Source organism: Peribacillus simplex, assembly GCF_001578185.1.
Classification (GTDB): domain Bacteria; phylum Bacillota; class Bacilli; order Bacillales; family DSM-1321; genus Peribacillus; species Peribacillus simplex_A.
The window spans coordinates 4,299,716-4,320,824 of record NZ_CP011008.1 but is presented as its reverse complement, the minus strand read 5'-3'; the positions used below and the strand labels follow the sequence as shown (position 1 = coordinate 4,320,824).

At 38.4% G+C, this 21,109-nt stretch carries 17 protein-coding genes and 1 pseudogene; 15 read left to right on the top strand and 3 right to left on the bottom strand.

Annotated elements, in window-relative coordinates; all coding sequences use genetic code 11:
* The first annotated feature begins 161 nt into the window (after nt 1-161).
* From UP17_RS20170 to UP17_RS20155, 4 genes are all read left to right on the top strand, one after another.
* Nucleotides 162-1,478, top strand: a complete 1,317-nt coding sequence (locus tag UP17_RS20170) for an Nramp family divalent metal transporter (RefSeq protein ID WP_061464743.1) — start codon at nt 162-164, stop codon at nt 1,476-1,478.
* A gap of 91 nt (nt 1,479-1,569) precedes the next feature.
* Complete coding sequence (locus UP17_RS20165) at nt 1,570-2,547, top strand: 2-hydroxyacid dehydrogenase (RefSeq protein ID WP_061466194.1); 978 nt, start codon at nt 1,570-1,572, stop codon at nt 2,545-2,547.
* A gap of 379 nt (nt 2,548-2,926) precedes the next feature.
* Nucleotides 2,927-5,260, top strand: coding sequence for an RNA polymerase recycling motor HelD (gene helD / locus UP17_RS20160; protein ID WP_061464741.1), 2,334 nt, complete (start codon nt 2,927-2,929; stop codon nt 5,258-5,260).
* 274 nt (nt 5,261-5,534) lie between these two features.
* Nucleotides 5,535-5,750, top strand: coding sequence for a hypothetical protein (locus UP17_RS20155; protein WP_061464739.1), 216 nt, complete (start codon nt 5,535-5,537; stop codon nt 5,748-5,750).
* 592 nt (nt 5,751-6,342) lie between these two features.
* Here UP17_RS20155 and UP17_RS20150 read toward each other — a convergent pair.
* Nucleotides 6,343-7,614 (bottom strand): cation:dicarboxylate symporter family transporter, encoded by a 1,272-nt coding sequence (locus UP17_RS20150; protein WP_061464737.1) that lies wholly within the window; start codon nt 7,612-7,614, stop codon nt 6,343-6,345.
* A 200-nt stretch (nt 7,615-7,814) separates the two neighbouring features.
* Between UP17_RS20150 and UP17_RS20145 the strand changes: the two genes are divergently transcribed.
* On the top strand, nt 7,815-9,086 hold the full coding sequence (locus UP17_RS20145) for a sensor histidine kinase (protein ID WP_061464735.1): 1,272 nt from the start codon (nt 7,815-7,817) through the stop codon (nt 9,084-9,086).
* Nucleotides 9,083-10,000: a response regulator gene (locus tag UP17_RS20140; protein ID WP_061464733.1), complete on the top strand. Its 918-nt coding sequence runs from the start codon at nt 9,083-9,085 to the stop codon at nt 9,998-10,000. Before UP17_RS20145 ends, UP17_RS20140 begins: the two co-directional genes overlap by 4 nt.
* Before the next feature lie 105 nt (nt 10,001-10,105).
* Here UP17_RS20140 and UP17_RS20135 read toward each other — a convergent pair whose 3' ends face one another.
* Nucleotides 10,106-10,321 carry a DUF3951 domain-containing protein gene (locus tag UP17_RS20135; protein WP_061464731.1) on the bottom strand — a complete coding sequence of 72 codons (216 nt, stop codon included), beginning with the start codon at nt 10,319-10,321 and terminating at the stop codon, nt 10,106-10,108.
* Nucleotides 10,322-10,528: 207 nt separating this feature from the next.
* Between UP17_RS20135 and sspL the strand changes: the two genes are divergently transcribed.
* From sspL to UP17_RS20120, 3 genes are all read left to right on the top strand, one after another.
* Nucleotides 10,529-10,660, top strand: a complete 132-nt coding sequence (gene sspL, locus UP17_RS20130) for a small, acid-soluble spore protein L (RefSeq protein WP_061464729.1) — start codon at nt 10,529-10,531, stop codon at nt 10,658-10,660.
* Nucleotides 10,661-10,932: 272 nt separating this feature from the next.
* The gene (locus tag UP17_RS20125; protein ID WP_061464727.1) at nt 10,933-14,103 is read left to right on the top strand and encodes an ATP-binding cassette domain-containing protein; all 3,171 of its coding nucleotides are present in this window, start codon (nt 10,933-10,935) and stop codon (nt 14,101-14,103) included.
* Nucleotides 14,104-14,558: 455 nt separating this feature from the next.
* Nucleotides 14,559-14,912 carry a hypothetical protein gene (locus UP17_RS20120; RefSeq protein WP_061464725.1) on the top strand — a complete coding sequence of 118 codons (354 nt, stop codon included), beginning with the start codon at nt 14,559-14,561 and terminating at the stop codon, nt 14,910-14,912.
* 278 nt (nt 14,913-15,190) lie between these two features.
* Here the strand turns inward: UP17_RS20120 and UP17_RS20115 are convergent, their stop codons facing one another.
* Nucleotides 15,191-16,453, bottom strand: a complete 1,263-nt coding sequence (locus UP17_RS20115; protein ID WP_061464723.1) for an ATP-binding protein — start codon at nt 16,451-16,453, stop codon at nt 15,191-15,193.
* A 191-nt stretch (nt 16,454-16,644) separates the two neighbouring features.
* Here UP17_RS20115 and UP17_RS20110 point away from each other — a divergent pair, with 191 nt between their 5' ends.
* From UP17_RS20110 to UP17_RS20085, 6 genes and pseudogenes are all read left to right on the top strand, one after another.
* A complete protein-coding gene (locus tag UP17_RS20110; RefSeq protein ID WP_061464721.1) occupies nt 16,645-17,103 on the top strand; it encodes an SRPBCC family protein in 459 nt (152 codons plus the stop codon).
* 315 nt (nt 17,104-17,418) lie between these two features.
* Entirely contained in the window at nt 17,419-19,146 is a 1,728-nt protein-coding gene (locus UP17_RS20105; RefSeq protein WP_061464719.1) for a T7SS effector LXG polymorphic toxin, read from the top strand.
* Between the two features lie 21 nt (nt 19,147-19,167).
* Complete coding sequence (locus UP17_RS20100) at nt 19,168-19,512, top strand: hypothetical protein (RefSeq protein ID WP_061464718.1); 345 nt, start codon at nt 19,168-19,170, stop codon at nt 19,510-19,512.
* A gap of 322 nt (nt 19,513-19,834) precedes the next feature.
* Nucleotides 19,835-20,044: a bacteriocin immunity protein gene (locus UP17_RS20095; protein WP_061464715.1), complete on the top strand. Its 210-nt coding sequence runs from the start codon at nt 19,835-19,837 to the stop codon at nt 20,042-20,044.
* Nucleotides 20,045-20,168: 124 nt separating this feature from the next.
* Nucleotides 20,169-20,624 (top strand): annotated as a pseudogene (locus UP17_RS20090) (SMI1/KNR4 family protein).
* A 96-nt stretch (nt 20,625-20,720) separates the two neighbouring features.
* Nucleotides 20,721-21,065 carry a hypothetical protein gene (locus UP17_RS20085; RefSeq protein WP_061464713.1) on the top strand — a complete coding sequence of 115 codons (345 nt, stop codon included), beginning with the start codon at nt 20,721-20,723 and terminating at the stop codon, nt 21,063-21,065.
* The last annotated feature ends 44 nt before the right edge of the window (nt 21,066-21,109 follow it).

Below are 21,109 nucleotides of genomic sequence, written 5' to 3'. Positions count from 1 at the left end.
ATGAAGCATGACAACATACTGCAGTGTACACTTTATGTCAATTCGAAAATGACATAAGTCTTGTCATAATTTCATTATCTGTATGTCTAGGGTTATCAAAGTATTAATGCTTAGAAACAAATGAAAGCGAATACATTACTCGTTGGAATGGAGTGAATAACTTGAAAAATCAATCAAACCTTGCTGAATCTACTGTGATTGTTCCGGAGGCCGTAAGTAAGAAACCCAACTTCATCACGAATTTTAAAACATCTTATGGTCCGGGGATTCTTGCCGTGTTAACGTGGCTTGGAGCTGGAGATCTGGTGACTTCATCGGTTGCCGGGGCAGATTATGGATATAGCTTAATGTGGATTTTAGCTCTATCATTAATCCTTCGTTTTCTTATCGTTAATGTTATCGCCAGATTCCAGCTCTGTAACACAGAGGGGTTAACCATACTTGAAGGATATGGACGTATTCACCCATTCTTCGGTTACTTCATGTTTGGTTATGCATTAATAATGGGTCATCTTTTTAATGCATATATGATTAAGGGAGCGGGAGAGGTTTTATCGACCCTATTCCATGTTAACCAGCCATTCTTAGCTTCAATGGTAGTTGTAGGATTAGTTTTTATGCTTATTGGCAGAAATGTTTATAATAGAATTGAAAGTGTAATGAAAGTGCTTTTGGCATTATTGACCATTGCCTTCTTGTTCCTAGCCATTCAAGCAACACCGGATGTGGGGCAAATCATTAAGGGAACTGTTGGTTTTAGTATTCCAAGTGATACTGGCGTTCATGGAGCTTTATTGGTAGCGATTTCAATTATCGGTGCAGTGGCAGGATCGATTTCGAACTTTGTTCATCCATATTTCATGAAGGAAAAGGGCTGGACGAAATCGAGTCATGTAAAGGTTCAAAGAAATGATTTGCTGTTTGCCATCGGAGTTTGCATCGTGATTAATTTGGCCATTTGGGTGGTTGGGGCAGAAATTTTAAAACCGAAGGGAATTCATGTGGAAACGATTGATGACTTGGCAATGGCATTACAAATGTCGTTAGGACAATTTGGCTGGTACATTTTCTATCTTGGTGTATTTGGCGTATTGTTCGCGAGTGTAGTAGGCAAGTCAACTGGTTTTCCTAGATTGATAGTAGATGCCTTTTACGTAATAAATAAGGATCGTCGCGAAAAGTACAATGGTAAATATGAAAAAGATCCAATGTATAAATGGGTTATGATTTTTGTATTGGTTACGCCAATCATTTGGTCCATCCCCGGCATGCCTGGTTTCATCGCATTGACAATTGGCGTAAATGCAATAAACATCATCGGTTTTCCTATTATCGCTATTGGGATGCTGGTGCTATCAAATAAAAAAAGCTTGATGGGAAAATATAAAAACAATTGGTTCGAAAATATCATTCTATCTTTAGCTTCCATTTTAGCGGTTTGGTCCGCCATTCAATTAGCTACAACTTTTTTTAAATAATGGTAGATTATAGGTAGAGGTATTTCAAAATACATGTGTCTGCATTTGATCCCGATGGGGTCCTACTTTATTGGAAGTGAGGGTACTAATGATGAAACCGAAAGTAATCATCTATAAGAAAGTGGATCAAGAAGTATTGGATTATATTCAAAAGACTTGTGATGCCGTTTATTTTGAAGGTCTTGACTCACAAAAATATCCTGAATTTCTTCAAGCGCTGAAGAACGCACAAGGTATATTAGGTTCAGGATTAAAAGTGGATAAAACTTTACTGGATCAAGCACCGCAATTAAAAATCGTCTGTAATTCGTCAGTTGGTTATGACAATTTGGATATAACGGAGCTGTCCAATCGCGGAATCATGGCTACGAACACGCCCGAGGTATTGAATGAAACAGTCGCAGATACAATTATGGGCTTGATGCTGTCCACAGCGAGAAGAATGCCAGAGATGGATCAAATGGTAAAGTCAGGGCAATGGACATCGAACATCGGGGAAAAATCGTTTGGGTTGGACGTCCATCATAAAGTATTAGGGATTATCGGGATGGGCGGAATAGGCTCTGCCGTTTCAAAAAGGGCCCGTTTTGGATTCGATATGAACATCCTCTATCACAACAGATCTAGAAACGAAGAAGCAGAACAAAAGTATGGAGCTACATACTGTTCTCTGGAAGATCTGTTAAAGCAATCTGATTTTGTCTGCTTGATGACACCGCTGACTCCCCAAACTGAAAAGATGATGGGGGAAAAAGAATTCAAGCTCATGAAAGAGACTGCCATCTTCATCAATTGTTCAAGAGGGAAAACCGTTGATGAAGAAGCCTTGATCACTGCGCTAAAAACCGGTGAAATTCACGCGGCAGGACTGGATGTTTTTGTACAAGAGCCCGTAAAGGAGGACAATCCATTGCTTTCCATGAAGAATGTCGTCACTTTGCCTCATATCGGTTCCGCAACATATGAAACCCGCCTGAAAATGGCGATGCTGGCAGCAACCAACCTTGTAGCAGGATTACAGGGAGAAACTCCGCCTACCTTGATCAAATCTGGGGTAAAGGTAAAGTGACCTTTTAGACAGCATTTATAAATTAAGCTGGATAGCCTTATATGGGGCTATCCATTTTTTTAGTTCCAGATTATTCATCGTTACAACGAATCAACCGTTGGTATGAGTGTTGCAGCTATTATGAAAAACATGACTAAAATGTAGATAGACATAAAAAATAACCAGTCAAGCTACTTGCTCAACTGGTTAATGACTTTAAAACGCCGATTCATTATGGAAACTGTTATGAAATATACATTGATATAATTCAGTAGTTATGATAAATTAGTATAGAAACACATTTATTAATATAATATAACAGTTTATCCCTTACTATAAGTATAAGGTAAAGCTCACCTCTAGTCAACCCCTATTTTTATTTTTTGAAGGAGTGTCTGATATGAACGATGAAATTCGGCAGGAGCAAGAACGTTTGGACGGGGTGATAAAAACAATTACGAAACAAATCAGCAAAATTGAAGGAGAAACTTCCCGGCGCAGAAAAGAAGTTGTTCATATCCGTAAACACTTTTGGGATGACCTCAAGGTTAATATCGATACTTTCGATGATTACCTCGAGACCATCATTGGCTTAAGGCAGCAGGCTCAAGACTTGTCACAAAGCGAAGGTGCACATAGATATTCCTACAAGAGGCTGTCTACACTGCGCCGCATGCAGGAAGTACCTTATTTCGGCCGGATCGATATCACTGAAGAAGGGTCCGAACTTACGGAACATATTTATATCGGGACCTCCACTCTTACTGATACAACAGGAGAAAACTTCATTGTCTACGATTGGAGGGCTCCGATTTCGAGTGTTTATTATGACTATCCTCCCGGCCCCGTACAATACTCTACTCCCGGAGGCGTGATTTCTGGGATGTTGGAGAAAAAGTGGCAATATATCATCAAGGGAGGCGTTATCGAATCAATGTTCGATACGAGTCTCACCATTGGAGATGAGATCCTGCAGCAGGTGCTTGGCAAGGGAACAGATAAGCATATGCACAGTATAGTTTCCACCATTCAACGGGAGCAAAATAGGATCATCCGGAACGATCGCGGACGTCTGCTCATTGTTCAAGGTGCCGCTGGCAGCGGCAAGACATCAGCTGCCCTCCAACGGATCGCTTACTTACTCTACAAGAATCGGGAATGGCTAAAAGCCGACCAAATCATTCTATTCTCCCCTAACTCAATGTTTAATAACTACGTATCAAATGTGTTGCCCGAACTTGGCGAAGAGAATATGCAGCAGGTAACATTCCAGGAATACTTGGATCATCGTCTGACTGACTCGTTTCAAGTTGAGGATCCTTATGAGCAATTAGAATTTTTGTTGACTGCAGCGGATGATCCTTCCTATAGCACTCGGACAGCGAGTATCCAATTTAAGGCATCGATTCGCTTCTTTGAGATAATCAAAGCATACAGACAATCACTAGAACTTTCTGGAATGATCTTTAGAGGGTTAAAGTTTCGGGGGGAAACGCTCGTCTCCGCCAAACAAATCTCAGAAAGATTTTATAACACAGACACCACACTGCGTTTTCACAATAGGGTTGAAAAGTTGAAAGACTGGTTATGTGAGTTACTTGATGAAACGGAAAAGTCTGAGTTGAAAAAACCTTGGGTCCAGGAGGAAATCGAGTACCTAAGCAAAGAAGACTATCAAAAGGTATACACCTACCTAGAGAAAAAACGCGGCCTCAATGAAGATTCCTTTGACGATTATGAGAAAGAGCATAAAATGCTCACGCGAATGATTGTTCGCAAGAAATTGAAGACGTTACGCAAACGGGTAGAAGCCCTTCATTTTATCAATATTAAGGGAATATACAAGCAACTTTTTGACGAACAAATACGGATCGAATTGTGGAATGAGGGTGAAACACCTGTCGAAAGGGAAATATGTATATCAACGCAAAAAATGCTGGACGAAGGTAAACTGCATTACGAAGACGCGACTCCATTTTTGCTGCTGAAGGAGTTAATTCAAGGATTCCAGACGAATACCGCTATAAAATACGTGCTTGTAGACGAAGCACAAGATTATTCTCCATTTCAATTCGAGTTTTTGAAACGGCTGTTTCCTTCTGCCAGGATGACCGTGCTCGGTGACTTTAACCAGGCGATATTCGCACATGCCAGCGAACGGGTGGATTTCCAGACTCTTACCAGTTTATACGGAGTAAGTGAAACCGAGAGTATAACGTTGGATCAAAGCTACAGATCCACTAAGCAGATTATAGAATTTACACGTGAACTAGTTCCTGAGGGCCATCGAATTAAGGCATTCGACCGTGAAGGCGAGAAGCCTGTACTGACTCAAGTGTCAAACCGTGATGAATTGCACCACAATATCGTGTCTAAAGTCAAAGACTTACAAAGCCGTGAATATAATACCATCGCAATAATCTGTAAATCCGCTGCCGAAAGTGCCGCTGCATACGATGCCCTTAGTATCATTGGTGAAATTAAACTCGTACAGAAAGGCACAAATGAATATGAACAGGGTGTTGTTGTCATTCCGGCTTATTTGGCCAAAGGCATCGAGTTCGATGCTGTCATCATTTATGATGCATCTGTGCAAACATATGGCGATGAGAGCTTACGAAGATTATTCTACACCGCATGCACCAGGGCTATGCATGACTTACAGATATATACTGTTGGCGAACCCAGTCCTTTCTTGCAAAACGATGCAATGGACTTTCTGGCCTTTGATTAACAAAGGGGGAGTTATCAGGTTTTTGGGAGTGGAGTAATACTGATGAGGAGGGAATAAAGAAACTTCAGGTTGAATAACTGAATAACACTTACTCCTTTCTGCCTGATTTTCAGGGTGTATGAAACAGCAAATAAAAACCCTAATCTAATTACTCAGTCCTTTCCTGATTAATTAGATTAGACGTATAACTAATAGTGCTTCCTTTTTTCTCCTTTAATTTTATTATTCTTTTATCAAATACTATAAAAGAATCTTTAGAAAAGGAGGAGATGAATTGAATAACGAGAAAGAACAGGCGGAAACGAGAGGAAACCAGGTGACGGGTGAATCAACAACTCAAACAGTTAATGATGGACATTATCATTATCCAGGACCCATGGAAGAAGGCTATAGCGGAAATACAGGAAGAGCAGTACAGCCTGCCGGGAAAAAAGATCCTGATGTTCCTCAAAACAAAGACACATTTAATTACACTCGCGCTTTAAAGTAGATTCTCCAACTTAGTAGGGTGTTTAAGGTAATTACATTATAGGATTATTGGTTTATGGTTATACAATATGGAAAACAGCTTTTTTGAAACCTGTGTAGACTTTGGTTCTATGCAGGTTTTTTTCGTGATCTTGATAAGTTCCTGGTATAAAGGACGGGCTCTTCAGGCTGTAGACAAACTCGATAATTGATTTTAGTTTTTTTGAGGGTTTGTAAAGTTAGAACGTTCTTTCCAAACCAGGCACTCGCTTTCCGCGGGCGGTCCGGGAGCCTTCTTGGCGCTTTTTGCGCCTGTGGGGTCTCCCTTGGACGCGCTTTTCCCGGAGTCTCGCACCTTATGTTCCAATCACTATTGTTTAAAATTTAGAAGCCCTCTATATAAAGGAGGTTTTTATATCAATTTCCCAGACTCCTGTTATTGATCAACCATATCTGCCATCAAAATCGGAAATTACGATCTATCAAACAGCTCAGCCCCAGAAATACCGGGTTTGTCATCTAGTAAGGAATTAAAATAAGATCAAGCTCTTCCTCTGCTAACACATCATACTGCAGGCATAGTTCACGTACTGATTTTTCTTTTAAAATGTAGTTTATGCTACGTCTGATTGTTTAATTGAATCAACGTAATGGTTTGCTTTTTCCTGGTCAAATTCACCTTCCGCCTTCGATATGACAATCGCCGCCAATGAGTTCCCCACGACATTAACCGCTGATCTTCCCATATCCAAAATTCGATCGATACCGGCAATGAACGCAACACCTTCCACCGGCAGTCCCATAGAACCGAGTGTCGTTAAAATAACAACAAATGACGCACCCGGAACGCCAGCTATTCCTTTTGACGTTAACATCAATACTAGTAACAACGTAATCTGTTGTGTAATGGATAGATCAATCCCATACATTTGTGCCACGAAAAGCGAAGCAAGTGCTTGATAAATCGATGAGCCGTCCAAATTAAATGTATAGCCTGTTGGAATAACAAATGATGTAATGGATTTCGGGCAGCCAAACCTCTCCATTTTGTCCATAAGCCTTGGCAATACCGACTCTGAGCTTGCTGTAGTAAATGCCAATATCAGTTCATCCTTTAACACTTTCAGGATAACAAAAATGCTAGTCCCGGACATTTTCGCAATAATTCCAAGAACGACGAACACGAAGAATATCATCGTCACATAAACAGCAACTACTAAGTTCCCTAAAGGGACCAATGTTGCAATACCAAATTTAGCAACGGTTACACCAATCAGCGCAAATACACCAAAGGGGGCAAATTTCATGACTAGATTCGTCACCCAAAACATGACTTCCAACACACCTTCAAAGAATCCAAGAATAGGCTTTCCTTTTTCTCCTACCGCAGCCACGCCTAAGCCGAATAACACAGAAAAGAAGATGATCGGTAATAAATCCGCTTGAGCCATTGATTCAAATACATTTTGAGGAACAATATGAGAAATTGTTTCCCCAAAGCCACCGCTTCCAGCCGTATTTGTTGTTTCTTCATATTTTGAAATATCACTTTTTTCAAGCTTGCTTGTATCTAAACCAGACCCCGGGTGGAACAAGTTTGCCGCCAGTATTCCAATAACGATGGCAATTGTAGTGACAATCTCAAAATAAAGAAGAGTCTTCCCACCTAATTTCCCTAGTTTTTTAATATCGCCCACTCCCGCTATTGAGACTACTAATGCAGCCATGACGATCGGGATGACAATCATTTTAATTAAATGAATAAAAATATCGCCAATCGGCTGCATGATGGCCATGGCTGTTTCATTGCCATGGAATAAAGCACCGACACCGATACCCAGTACAAGTGCAACAAAAATTTGTGTAGCTAAGCCAAACTTTTTCATTTAAATTCCCCCTATTTAATGGTTTGTTAACGCTTTCAATATTTAGATTATTCTAAGTTTATGATCAACCTACTGAAAACTACTGGAACCTACTGATACTTACAAGTGCCGGAAAAAATAAAAATTTCAGTCAAAACCCATCTCTCTTTTTTACCAGTTCATGTGTTATCTTTTTATAAAGTGACTGGGGAGGGACCATATTGAAAGAGAGAATAAGGATATTACTATTGATTATGATTGCAGTGCCTCTTGCGGGTGAATTCAAGTTTTATCCATTCGACGATACATTCAGAGTCAGTTTGGGAACCCCCGTTTTTTTCTTGTTTTTGCTGTGGGGGAGGGGAATCAACCCGAATATTGCAGGCATTTTAACGGGGATGAGTGTGTTTGTTTTTCGTTTTTCACTGGCAGTTGGAATACGGGACATATCTGTAGAGGAAGCGATGTATCTTCATTTGCCCGCCTTTTTCTATTACTTCATCTACGCGTTTGCCTTTCATAGGACGAAAATGAACGACCGGCACGACCAGCCGTTTGTGATCGGGATTTTAGGGGTATTGATCGAGCTTTCTGCAGGTGTATCGGAATTGGCAATCCGTTCCTTCTTGGCCAATCAGGACACACCCTCGCTAGATATTGACCAACTCGTGTTAATCGCCTTCATTCGAAGCTTTTTCGTTCTCGGTTTTTTTAATATATTAAAGCTGAGAGAAGCAAAATTCGCAGAAAAAGAGCAGCGCATGCAAAAGGAACAAATGCTGCTTTTCATTTCAAGTTTGTATGAAGAAACGGTTCAACTGAAGAAAACGATGCAGGCTGCGGAAGAAATCACCCGCACATGTTATGATTTTTATCGTCGGTTAAAATCAGACGAGACGAACGGCCGGGATGCGCAAACGGCGCTGCAGATTGCCGGTCTTGTACATGAAATCAAAAAAGATAACCAGCGGATTTATGCGGGGTTATCCGAACTCATGTCTACCGAAAACCTGCAGGAATATATGAATATCGAACAGCTTTGTAACATAATGGTCGTGTCCAATAGACGATATGCTGAGTCCCTTCACAAAGATATTTCATTTTCCTTGCATATAGATGGGGATCATCCTCCCTACCATGTATTTATGGTATTATCATTAATAAATAATTTGTTGGCCAATGCAGTGGAAGCCATTAAAGAAGAGGGATACGTATCGCTGCATGTGAAAAGGAAAGATCAATCCGTGGAGTTTTGCATCAGTGACAATGGACCCGGCATTGCACCGAGGCAGAAGGAAGTCATTTTTACGGCAGGATATACAAAGAAGTTTGATGCGGCGGGAAACCCTTCGACGGGTATCGGTTTATCATATGTGAAACAAACTGTTGAAAAATTTGGAGGACATATCAGGCTTATGGATAACTATAAAGAAACCGTATTCAGCGTGGAACTTCCGATTAATGCGATTATGGAGAAAGGGTTAACGAGATGAATTATTTCATTATAGATGATGATCCTGCCATTCGAGGAATGCTGACAGAGATGATTGAAGACGAAGACTTAGGAAAAGTGGTGGGTGAAGCAGAAGACGGATCGTTAGTGAATAATGGCTTGTTGTTTTTAAAAAAAGCAGACGTTGTCCTAATTGATTTGCTCATGCCAATCAGGGACGGAATTGAAACGATCAGGGCTCTTGCTGATGGATTTCAAGGAAAGTTTGTGATGATTTCGCAAGTGGAGGCGAAGGACCTGATTGGAGAGGCGTATAAATTAGGGGCGGAATACTACATTACAAAACCGCTGAACCAAGTTGAAATTTCATGTATATTAAAAAAAGTAAACAAGCGGGTACTGGTGGATCAATCAATCCAGGGCATTCAACAATCGTTGAACTTATTTACAGCCCCGAAGTCAACGTTCGTGCCCCCCTCACATACAAAAAATATAATGGAAGCCGGACGTTCCTTAATTTCCGATTTAGGTATGATTGGGGAAGTGGGAAGCGAAGATTTACTAAACATTTTACGATTCCTTCAAACTGAAAAGCAAAGACTCGGTTCTGCCTACACGTTCCCATATTTAAAGGAAATTTTTGCAGGAATCGCTGTTGAAAAGCTGGGAGATCAAGCTGGAGAGGCCGAAATCCAGAAAGAAATGAAAGCCTCTGAGCAGCGTGTCCGCCGCGCTCTTCACCAGGCGCTCATCCATATCGCATCATTAGGATTGACGGATTATCTGAATCCAAAATTCGAAGCCTATTCCTCCACATTTTTTGATTTCTCGGAAGTCCGCAAGAAAATGCTGGAGCTAGAAGACAAAAGCAAAAAAGTAAGCAACCAGAGCCGTAATAACCTGAAAAAGTTTATCCAGGTGTTGTTTATGGAAGCGAGGCAGATGGTAAAATAATAAACCCTAAATTAAACAACGAAAACGTGACCGAAACCCATAAACACAAGCTAAATAGATTGAAAATTTACAAAACAATTAATTGCTGGATAAAGACAAATTCGTTCAAATGGTTTTGTCTTTATCGCTTTTTTCTTCATATTCGATATAGTGTTTTGTATCTTGTTCATGGTAGTTTCTTTTAACATCATCTTTTTTCCCCATAATCATGTCATCGTAAGGTGTATACATGCTAGAAGGCGTTTTCTTTTTGAAAATCATCCTGTAGCCAATCAATCCGATAATGCCAACTACAATAATAGTAAATAGATACGAAACCATACAAGCACCTCCATAAAATTGAACTTATCTATGCAGTATTTAAGATAAGTATGTAATTACCATATTATAACATATGATAAAGGACCAATTTTACTCTATATCTTTTATTGCATAAACAGATAAGGAGCAGTGGAATTACGGATTACAAAGAAGGACTCGTTTTTAATTTAGAGCAGTTCGGACATAATATACTTGGAGGTGAAGCAAATGAGCAAAAAGACAGGACGAGGTCGAATCGCACCAAGTGTTAACCCGCAGGGACATGGAAAAGATGTGGAATTCTCCACTGAGCCAAAAAGCGAGCTTGAAAACAAGGCAAAAAAGTCCAATACAAAATAAGTGCATTGGGCAAAAATATGGTCATACTTCGTAATGAATGCCCTTCTTTTAATCGAGAGGGGCTTTTATATTCTATAAAAAGGCTCAATCTGCAGAGAATTTTAAAAATATCCAAAACTAAGCCCACGATTTTTGTCGATGAATCATACGTTTTTGGAGCAGAGAAATGTGAAAGAATAGCAGAATGGAGCTATCGTTAAAAAAATACCAAATACATTTGTCGCTATGCTAATATGAAAGACTGAGCTTAATAAAATGGAGAGGAGTTACATATGAAAATAAATCAATTAATAGCGAACAATATAAACCATTTAGATGCAGTACTGTTAGACGATCAATCATTAGGAATTGCTGGATTATCCGGTTCCGGGAAGACGACTTTTTGCCAAACCATTGGGGAAGAATCCAAGAAGCGTCTCGTTTCCTTATTGCCCAAGTCTGAATATCAGTATTTATTTCCTAATATTATGGAAACCAACTTCAGCGCCATCAAGATGGAAGAAATGCCGTTGGTCCTTTTTCTCGGCAAATCATCCATTTCAGCCAATCCCCGTTCAACCATTGGCACACATACTGGTGTGTTTAAAGAGATTCGTGTTTGTCTTGCTGAAAAATTCAATCTTTCTCCAGAAGTTTTTTCCTTTAATAATGCCTTAGGCTGGTGCCCCACTTGTAAAGGACGCGGTACGACGAAAAATGTCGAATGTCCAAAGTGTGAGGGGAAGCGCTACAATCAAGAAGTCGAGCAATATACGATTGATTTATTAGATCGCCCGCATACTATTTCCGATATAAACAACTTAAGCATCGAAACGATCCTTTCACTTGCAGAGACATTACATATTAGTGAAGCTAAACAGCATATTCTCCAAAATATAATCAATATGAATATTGGATATTTAGGCTTAAATCGTATTATGGGGACAGTATCAGGGGGAGAATTAACACGGCTTTATTTGGCCGAATTCATGGCAACAAGTGAAAATACCGTGATCATCATCGATGAAATATCCGTCGGTCTTGATCATCAAACCCTTTTGAAAATTTTGGAACAGATTAAGCAATTAGGTTATAAAAATCAAATTTGGCTCATTGATCACTCAGACACGGTGTTAGATAGCACAGATGAACAATTGTTCTTTGGACCTGGCAGCGGGAAATATGGCGGGAAAATCGTTGAGGAATCACCGCGGCCTAAACCAATCAACTGGGAACGAAATGAAGCAGCGCCAACGGAATACTATCAATTTCAGGATCTTTACTGCCGTAATATTCAAATGAAGGAAATCCGGATTCCCAAGAATAGGCTCGTTACCTTTACGGGTGAGTCAGGCTGCGGTAAATCTACACTTGTCAATGAATGTATCTCCAAGGATTTTCAGAAGCGATATCCAAAGGATAAGCTTGTAATGGTCGGGCAGGACCGAAACAAATCGATCACCAGCCGGTCAACCGTTGCGACGTTTCTTGATATTAAAAAGAAGCTCACCAAATACAGTGATGAAATTGATGATATTTTTCAGCGTTCAATCGAAGATATCATCGAGGAATTGCCATCTGAAGACATCGCACATAAACGCTTGAGTTTATTGATCAAACTTGGGCTTGGTTATTTGACGTTAGAAAGAAAAACACAAACACTATCGACGGGTGAATTTCAATGTGTCCACTTAGTTTCCGAGCTTTTTGCGAAGACAAGAAACCCGCACACGCTGTTCATTTTTGACGAGCCTTCAAAAGGGTTATCGCAAAATATTTTAAACCAATTCATCGATAGTGTCAGGGTCATTCTGGAGGATGAATCGGTCTCCATCATCATGATTGAACATAATGGCTATATGCTGGATAGCTCGGATTATATCGTGGATTTTGGTAAAAGACAGCTTGAACCTGTCCAACATCTTGATGTTGTCAGTCATGATGATCATTATCGTCACAAAGACAGTGGAAATCGAGTGGAGCCATTGCAAATCACTTCCACACTTCGGTCAAAAAATGGCATCAATTACTTACAAGAAAATCATCTGGACTATTTTAAAAACGCAGAGAACGTCTATAAGGGCGGCATTTTAAAAAGCTTATCACCAATCGCTCGCGTGATTTATGGGGAGTACGAGTCCGACACGATTGCACCTGTCATCGCCATCGATCTTGAACGGCATTTGTATAGTCAATATACGTTTCTTTATGAATTGGGCGGAATGATTAATCATATAGTGGCTGCACATCCGACCAATAAGGATACAAGAAGCTTCGATTTCTATTATGCAGAAAATCATTGTCCAAGCTGTTCGGGACGCCGGGTCATTGAAAAATTCGATTTCGATGTCGTCATACAAGACAAAAACGTGCCATTCTGGGATGGCTTATTACATCCGGACGTGATGGAAGTATTAAAATATTATCAGTATCCAAAACTGCAATTCCTGTTTGATGAGATCAAGAATGAACTCGGTCACGACATTAGTAAAAGCTATAATGAGATGACAGATGCCGAAAAGCATACCTTCTTATATGGGTATTGGGAAAAGTCCTTTTATGATAAAGCAGGCAAGGCATCAAGAACATGGGAAGGATTCAATTTCATCATTGGCCGTTATATCTTCGTATCGAAATCAATCATTAAAGAGCAGATGAAAGAAACAAAAGAAATGATCGACTGTCCAGTCTGTCAAGGAACGGTTCTCAAACATCATAAAAAGCTGATGTTTGGTGATACGGACATTCGCGAGATCATCCAACAGCCAATTGATCAAGTCATCAAAATTGCAGGGAAGCTGCCAGAACTGGAAAAACTAAAAGCAATTGTGGGCGGCGATATCGCACTCACTGATGATGTCTCATTCCTTCCACGTGAAACAAAAGCGGCATTGAAAATGCTAGAGCTCGAACTAGCAAGCTTTGTCGGCTATGAAGTGGTACTTCAAAATACCCAACCATTCTGGGACAGCATTAAAGGCAATATTGAAGCAATCAGCAGCAAAAACCAGATCACCATCTGTGACTTTGCCAATATTAACGAAACAAGAGAAACCATTATTGATAAATACTTCACCAATGGCAAATACAAAAAACTAACCTATGTCTATGAAGCATTTGGCTACAAAAAAATCGTTACCCAAATCAATAAAATTAAAGCAATTCATAAATGTCCATTCTGTAATGGGAAGAAAGTCATTACAGAAGATAACATCCATGACGGTGTGTATAAATTAACGATACCCTGTGTGAGCTGTCATGCCAGTGGCATCAATGATGAAGGGCGTAAAGCAATCGTAGATAGCATCGACGTGCAAACATGGCTGACAGGGAAAGTAAGCGATGCCGTGGCTGAAAGTGAACGTACCGAGGCCGTTGCCGATATCCCCATTTTCGCCCGAATTCGTGAATTGAACAAACGAGATATGATGGCGGTTTATCAATGCCTTGAACAGAAAAAGTGAATTTGACAGCACTCAATTGAAAAAAAGTCCGCCGAAATGGCGGACTTCTGTTTGTATACAAAAGGGGTTCTCCTAGAAATGGTCGAGTCCTCTAGCCTTCCAGTAGCCAATTAGGTCATATTATCTTTGTTTTTGGAAGGGGAAAAAACGCCAAGGTTTTTTTAACGTAGGAAAATTGAATGAAGATTCATAGATTAGTTACATAAAAATATTTTTGGTATAAGAACATTTTACTAGAATGGTTTGTTATACTATTAATGGATAATTTCGGAATGATAATAGCGCTTTTAGGGTTGCTTGGACTAGCCAAAGGCCAATTGAGTTTAAGGTGAGAAGTCTAAGAGAACAATCTATATGGATGCAGAGAAATTCTTGAAAGACTATTATGACCGGTTAAATTTAAATAAAAAATATTTTAATTACCACAGAAGATGGAAGAAGAGGGAAGTGCAAAAATGTTCTGGAAAGTTTATTTTTGGGCAGTGATAGCTATATCAATAGCTTCAATGTTTGTAGAAACGGTTAATGGTCCAGTGTTAGAAACTACGGATACGGTTATTAGCATTATCTCCACAATTGGATTATACGGTTATGTATATAAGAAGCAGTTATTATCAAAGTCATTCTGGAAATTCATATTTATAATTACTGTAATTGAAATGCCAGTATATATAATGTTGGATGTACTTAGTGATCCAGAACTTGGAGTAGGAGGAATAATTTTTGTTGCAGCTTTCACACTTGCCATAATGTATCCTTTCCTTTTAGGTTTATATAGATATGGATTCCGTAAGCAAAATTTAGCTTAATGAATATTATCATTAACTAAAAACACCCCAATAAGCTAACATGAGGGTGACAACTGCAAGAGTTGTTGTCACATCTAATAGCTCTTAATCAGAAGAAGAACCATTGCCATCTTGGAGGGATGAGTGGTTCTTTTTCCGTTTCTTGGCGAACGCAGACAGGATAAGACTGGTTGCTACAGCAACAACTATCTCTTTACCCATATCTGTAATTAAGTTCAATAATATTATCGAGTTTGTCTACAAACTAAAAGTCCGCCATTTACGGCGGACTTTGTTTATTATTTTCCAGAATAATCTTCTTGATAAACGGGAAGTGTTACTGAAATCGTTGTGCCCTTATTCAAAAGGCTATTTATATGAAGTGTTCCATTCATCGTTTGGATGGTCTTAACAGCTACCATTGATCCTAACCCTGTTCCTTTTTCTTTGGAACTGTAATAAGGTTCGCCAAAACGACTTATTTGTTCCTTGTTCATTCCTACTCCATTGTCACTTATTTCGATAATGATGTCGAAATTATTTACAAAGGAAACAACACTAAGTTCCCCGCCGTTTGGCATTGCCTCTATACCATTTTTAATTAGGTTTAGGAAGCATTGCTTGAAATGTTGAATATTCCCCCGCGTAATGCCTGGAGTCAACTGTTCAGAAATAGTAATTAAATTCATGCTAGCCAATGGTTTTATCATTTCAATTACATATCCTATTTCACGGTTAATTGAAATATTATCCACTTTTTCAATTGCAGGCTTTGCAAATGCTAAGTATTCACAAATAATGGATTCTGCACTATTAAGCTCTCTAACAACATGCTGTATATATTCTTCTTTTACATCTTGAGTTAGATCAGGAGCCTTTAGCAGTTGAACAAATCCTTTCACAACTGTTAAAGGGTTTCTAACTTCATGTGAAATGCTTGCAGCAAGCTGACTGACTACCTCCATTTTTTCAAGCCTTATCATTTGTGTTCGGATTAAAATCGCATCTTTTAAAACTTCCATGATATACACAGCCAAACCGATAATGAAAGGAGGGAGGATAATAAAGTAAAATACATACGCCTCCGTTATTTGAAAAAAGTCAGACATAACGAGTGAAATAAGGCTGGTTAGAATTCCTAGAAACAAAATTAATAGAATGGAGCTATTTAGCTTATTTTTTCTATTAAAAGTATTGAATTTTGAAGAAAATAGAGCCGTTATTATAAATATAACCAAATAAACAATTAACGTAAGGGAATTGAAACCATAAAAAGCAAACCTAAGAGTTAATATTATGACTAACAGGGCAGCCCCTACAGGCCAACCACCATAAAGTGTCCCAATTATAAAAGGAATTTGCCGGAGATCATGGACACAGTATTCATCTATATAAATAGGAAACTTCATACATAATATAATAGGAATGCTCATGCATGCAGTGATAAGGGTCTTGGGGTACTGACTTAACTTTTTGACATGATCTAATAAAGTATAATAAATCAAAATACTTACTAAAATATAAAAGAGATTATCTAATATGTTTTGATTAATAAAATTCATTGGATTCTCCCGAAAATTAACAGTTTGGTCTATTATACAAGAATAACACTAAAAAGGAGCATTTTAATAAAGTAATTTATTTACAGAAAGACATTTAAATTCAAAAAAAGTTGTTTAAAGCGCCTCTAGGCATTTACCGATTTATCAATTGTAAATTTTGTTTTACATAATATAGGTAGAGGTGATTTTCATTGAAAAAATGGACAAGAGACACAGAAATTAACGCTCCAATTGAACAGGTTTGGAAGTTTCTTGATGGTTCTTTAGAAAATATGCAAAAAATCATGCCTCAAGTAGTTGAACACAAGCGCGTTAAAATAACGGAAAAAGTGGTTGGAAGCGTATATCGCCAAAAGTATAGAGAAGGAAAACGAACAGAAGAGTATGATATAGAAACAGTAGAATATTTGAATGAAGCTATTGAGAAAAAGCTAAAAGTGGGCTTTACACTTGCTAAAATGTTTGAAATTACAGCTTTTTATGAACTAAATAAAATCAATAATAATAAGACTTCCTTTACATATACAGTCACCAGTCGCCCGATAAAGTGGTGGTTTTTGAAATTACTTTTAGTATTTGCCACCGACAAAGTGGTCGTTGAATTTTTAGAACGTGACAAAAAGGTAGCCGAAGCAGAAACAGGTAGGTAATGATTATTAAGTTAAGCTTCCGCAATCGACACAGTAACACAGCTAGAATATGATCCATCTTTTTTCAAGGTGGATTCTTTTTTATTTGTCGTAAAAAAAGGGAGTTGCTTCGAATAGAGAGTCCAGAGGCCGGTCAATCCTGGTTATTTGTGGTTAATTTTTTAGTGATATCCGCTTCATTTCTTGAATAAATATAGAAACTCTTCTAAAATATATTTAGTCCATAATTTTACAGTCAATAAAAATATTACATAAATAAGAAATCTTGTAATCTCTAAGTTTTTATAAGAAAAGTAGTTGAAAGGACTTTCCATTATGTCGATGATTTACGAATCTCAAACACTAGTTTCCGCCATGCAAGCGCGTGTCGGACAATATAAGGACCTAAAAGAACAGCTCACGGAATTAAAAAAAGGATTTGAGAGTATCGTTCATTTGGATGATGAGCTGCAGGGGCAAGGTGCAGAGGCCATTAAAGGGTTTTACAAAGCACAGATCGATGTCGTGGATTCTTGGCTGCTTCTAATCAATCGGCATGTAGCCTTTTTAAGTGGAATTCAAGGAGATACAATCGAAGCGAACCTTAGTGAAACCGTGGTTACCGTCCCTTTTTTAGAGGAAGAGCTGACAAATGCCACTCGAAATTCCAAGGAAATGGTCACAGCCCAGAAAAATGATTTGAAAAAAATATTGGCTGGAATTGATGATATCATTCAGTTAGAGCCCTTTTCCGATGATGCGTTCTTTGAAAATATCGAGAAGGCTGAAACAAAACGGACCGAAACGATAGACAAAGTAAACGAGATCGATCATAAGTGGACGACTGAATACGCTAAATCTGAAGAGGACCAGGCAGCAGTCACGGCACTCATGGAGCAATTGAAAGTATCCAGTACAAGGGGAGGAGTAGTATCCCCGCTCTATTTTAATGCAGCAGCTTATAAAAGTAGTGAAGCCTATAAAAACCTGGAAGTAAGGAAAAAGGAAACCGCGCAATATCTCAAGGTTAAGAAAGAGGAAGCGGAGAATCGCCGGATCAAAGACTTGAAGGCACAACTCGATCATGTAACAGATCCAGATGAGTTCCTCAAAATCGCCAAGCAGATCGGGTACGAAAACTTAGCGCCCACCCAGCAGCAATATGTCATGCAGCTAGAAGCGGCTAAGCAAACCGCAGACATCGCAAAAGGAATCGGCGTAGGCCTTTATGATGTAGGGAAAGACTTCGTGACAGGAGTTTGGGGCTTTGTCACAGATCCCGGGGAAACGGTTGAAGGTGTGGCAAACTCAATCATGCACCCGATAAAAACCTATAAATATATATCCAAGTCCATCTCCGACTCATATGAACGGGACATGGTAAATGGCGATGCCTACTCGCGGGCTCACTGGGTATCCTATGCCCTTGGAACAGTCGTCACATCAGTGGTCGGAACAAAAGGCGCAGGAGCCGTAACGAAGACTGGGGTAGCGACTACAAAAGCGGCTGCAGTAAAAGGCGTTACGAAAGCAAAAGAACTAATCTCTATCCCTAACCTATTGCCATACAATCCTAAAAACCAACTGTCGTTGGCAGGAGGCGTACCTTATAATGTGGTTAATGGTGTGGGGTTGAAGGAACAGTTAATTTCTATGGCGAAAGTGGAGTCGGAAGTTAGTGGAGATGGTGGGAAAAAATTTACTATAGATACTATGAGGCATGTTTATCATGGAGAGATTAATCGACGTGGGAAGGCTGTTGGTTATCATCACGAGAGTATGATGGGTGGTAAGATAGTTCCAGGTACTGAAGAAACTCCAGATATCAACGGAGTATATAGAGCTAAGGTGGAAATAAATGGAGTGATGAAGATTGCAAAGTCAACTTTCTTTCCAAAAGATTGGGACAGGGTGAAGGTGAATAACGCTATTAACGAGGCTTTTGAAAACAAAATAAAAGATGGAAATAGATATGTTGGCAGAACTTCATCAGGAATTGATATTGGAATGTACTTAAACCGTGATGGGACAATAGCTACTGCATTTCCTTTATATAAAAATTAAATATCGGGAGATAATTAACTAATGAAATATTCGTATGAATTTACAAGAAACCCATTAGGATATCTAAGGATAATCCTACCACAAGAAATTAACCTTTTCTCAGACTTCATTGAAGATATTGTATTTGAAACAGAAGTGGATGAGTATATTGATATTGTTCGCAAAGTAATGGAAGGTGAATACGAAGAATTTGAAATAGAAGGGAATGCTACCAGTGTCTTGATAAAAAAAGATACAACGGTTCTTCACCACTTTTATATCTTCGATAAGCCAAATGAGAATGAAATGGAAACTGAACAATTTAAAGAACTTATGCTAATATGGAGGAACAAAATTCCAGAAAGATACAAAGAACCAGAGAATTAAGTTTTATAGATCTAGATAAAGCACTGGGGTAACCAAAATTTAAAGAAGAGTTGATACAATCAATAAAAGTTGGTTCTATTAACTTTTGTTTTGGAAGAAAAATAATATACCTTTATGTAATCCCATATCTAAACGAAAAAGCTCAAAAACATTACATAAAGCTAAGATTGCAATTGTCCGACTAGTTCAATTCTCTTCTAGCCGAATATATCACCCTTGAATCCTCCATGTACCTGGTTATCTCATGAGCATGTGGTATTCTAAATACTTTAGACCCTGCTTATAATTTTGGAAAGAGCAGTATTAAGGGGAGGCAGAAAAAATGAGTAAAAAGTTATCTAAAGAGGAATTAGTTGAACTAGTAAATAAAATATGTAATCCTATCCTGTCTGATGAAGAAGTAAGTGAATACATAGAAATTTTAGAAGACAATGTTCCTCATCCTGCCCCTAGTGACTTAATTTTTTGGAATGATGAGGATTTATCATCAGAGGAAGTAGTAGAGATTTCCTTAGCATATAAGGAAGAATAATAAATGTATTTAGAACACGTATTAGTAGAACCTTGAATGGCTATTTACCATTCAAGGTTTCTTTTTTCGTGGGGCTACCCTTAATTAAAAGGAGTTTTTAAATCAAGATTAGTAGGTGATTTTGGTGAAATATTCAGCTTTAAAGGAATTTATTAAGCAGTATGGTGAAGATGATGATTTTACAGGTGGAGTAAGTGAAGACAAAGTAAAAGAAACTGAACAAAAATTACAGGTCTCATTACTGGAAAGTTACAAGTGGTTTTAAAAAAACTATGGTTCAGGAGGAAGTTTTGGTATTGGTATAATTGGTTATGACTTAGTAGGTGCATCAGTAGTAGATGCCACTAAAAATTATCAAAAGCATTATAAATTAATTGACGGGATAGTGGTTATAGAAAATGTTGATGAATTTGCTTACTGTCTCGATACTAACAAAATGCAAAATGGAGAATGCCGAGTGATTCTTTGGGATAACCAAGAAGGATATGGTTTTATCGCAGCTGATAATTTCCTAGACTATTTGATCAAAAGTCTTGTAGAGGCGAAAGAAAATTGGGATGAAGACGAAGAGGATTGGTGAAAGCTGGATTTATATGAATTGATAATGCTATAAGGATTTTGTTGGAACGGCTGATAGCTCTTTTGAAATTCAAAGGGATTTTTATGGAGGTTGAGTATGAAATATTCATACGATTTTTTTAGAGACCATGTTGGGACATTGAGAATAAAATTATCGGATGAAATAAAATTATTCGCTGATTTTATTGAAGACATTTCTACTGAGCAAAAAGCAGATGAGTATATTACAAAGGTTGAAAATGTTTTAAATGGTTTATATCAGGATTTTGAGATTCATCTCAACGCAACAAGTGTGCTGATAAAAAAAGATGTGACAGTCCTTGAACATCTTTTTACATATGAAGAGCCTTATGAAAATGAAATGGAGACAGAACAATTTAAAGAACTCATGCTAATTTGGAAAAATAAAATTCCAGAAAGATTCAAGAAAAATGAGAATTGAATTTATGCTTTTAATTTGATTGTTCCCTTAGAGTTTTTTTCATA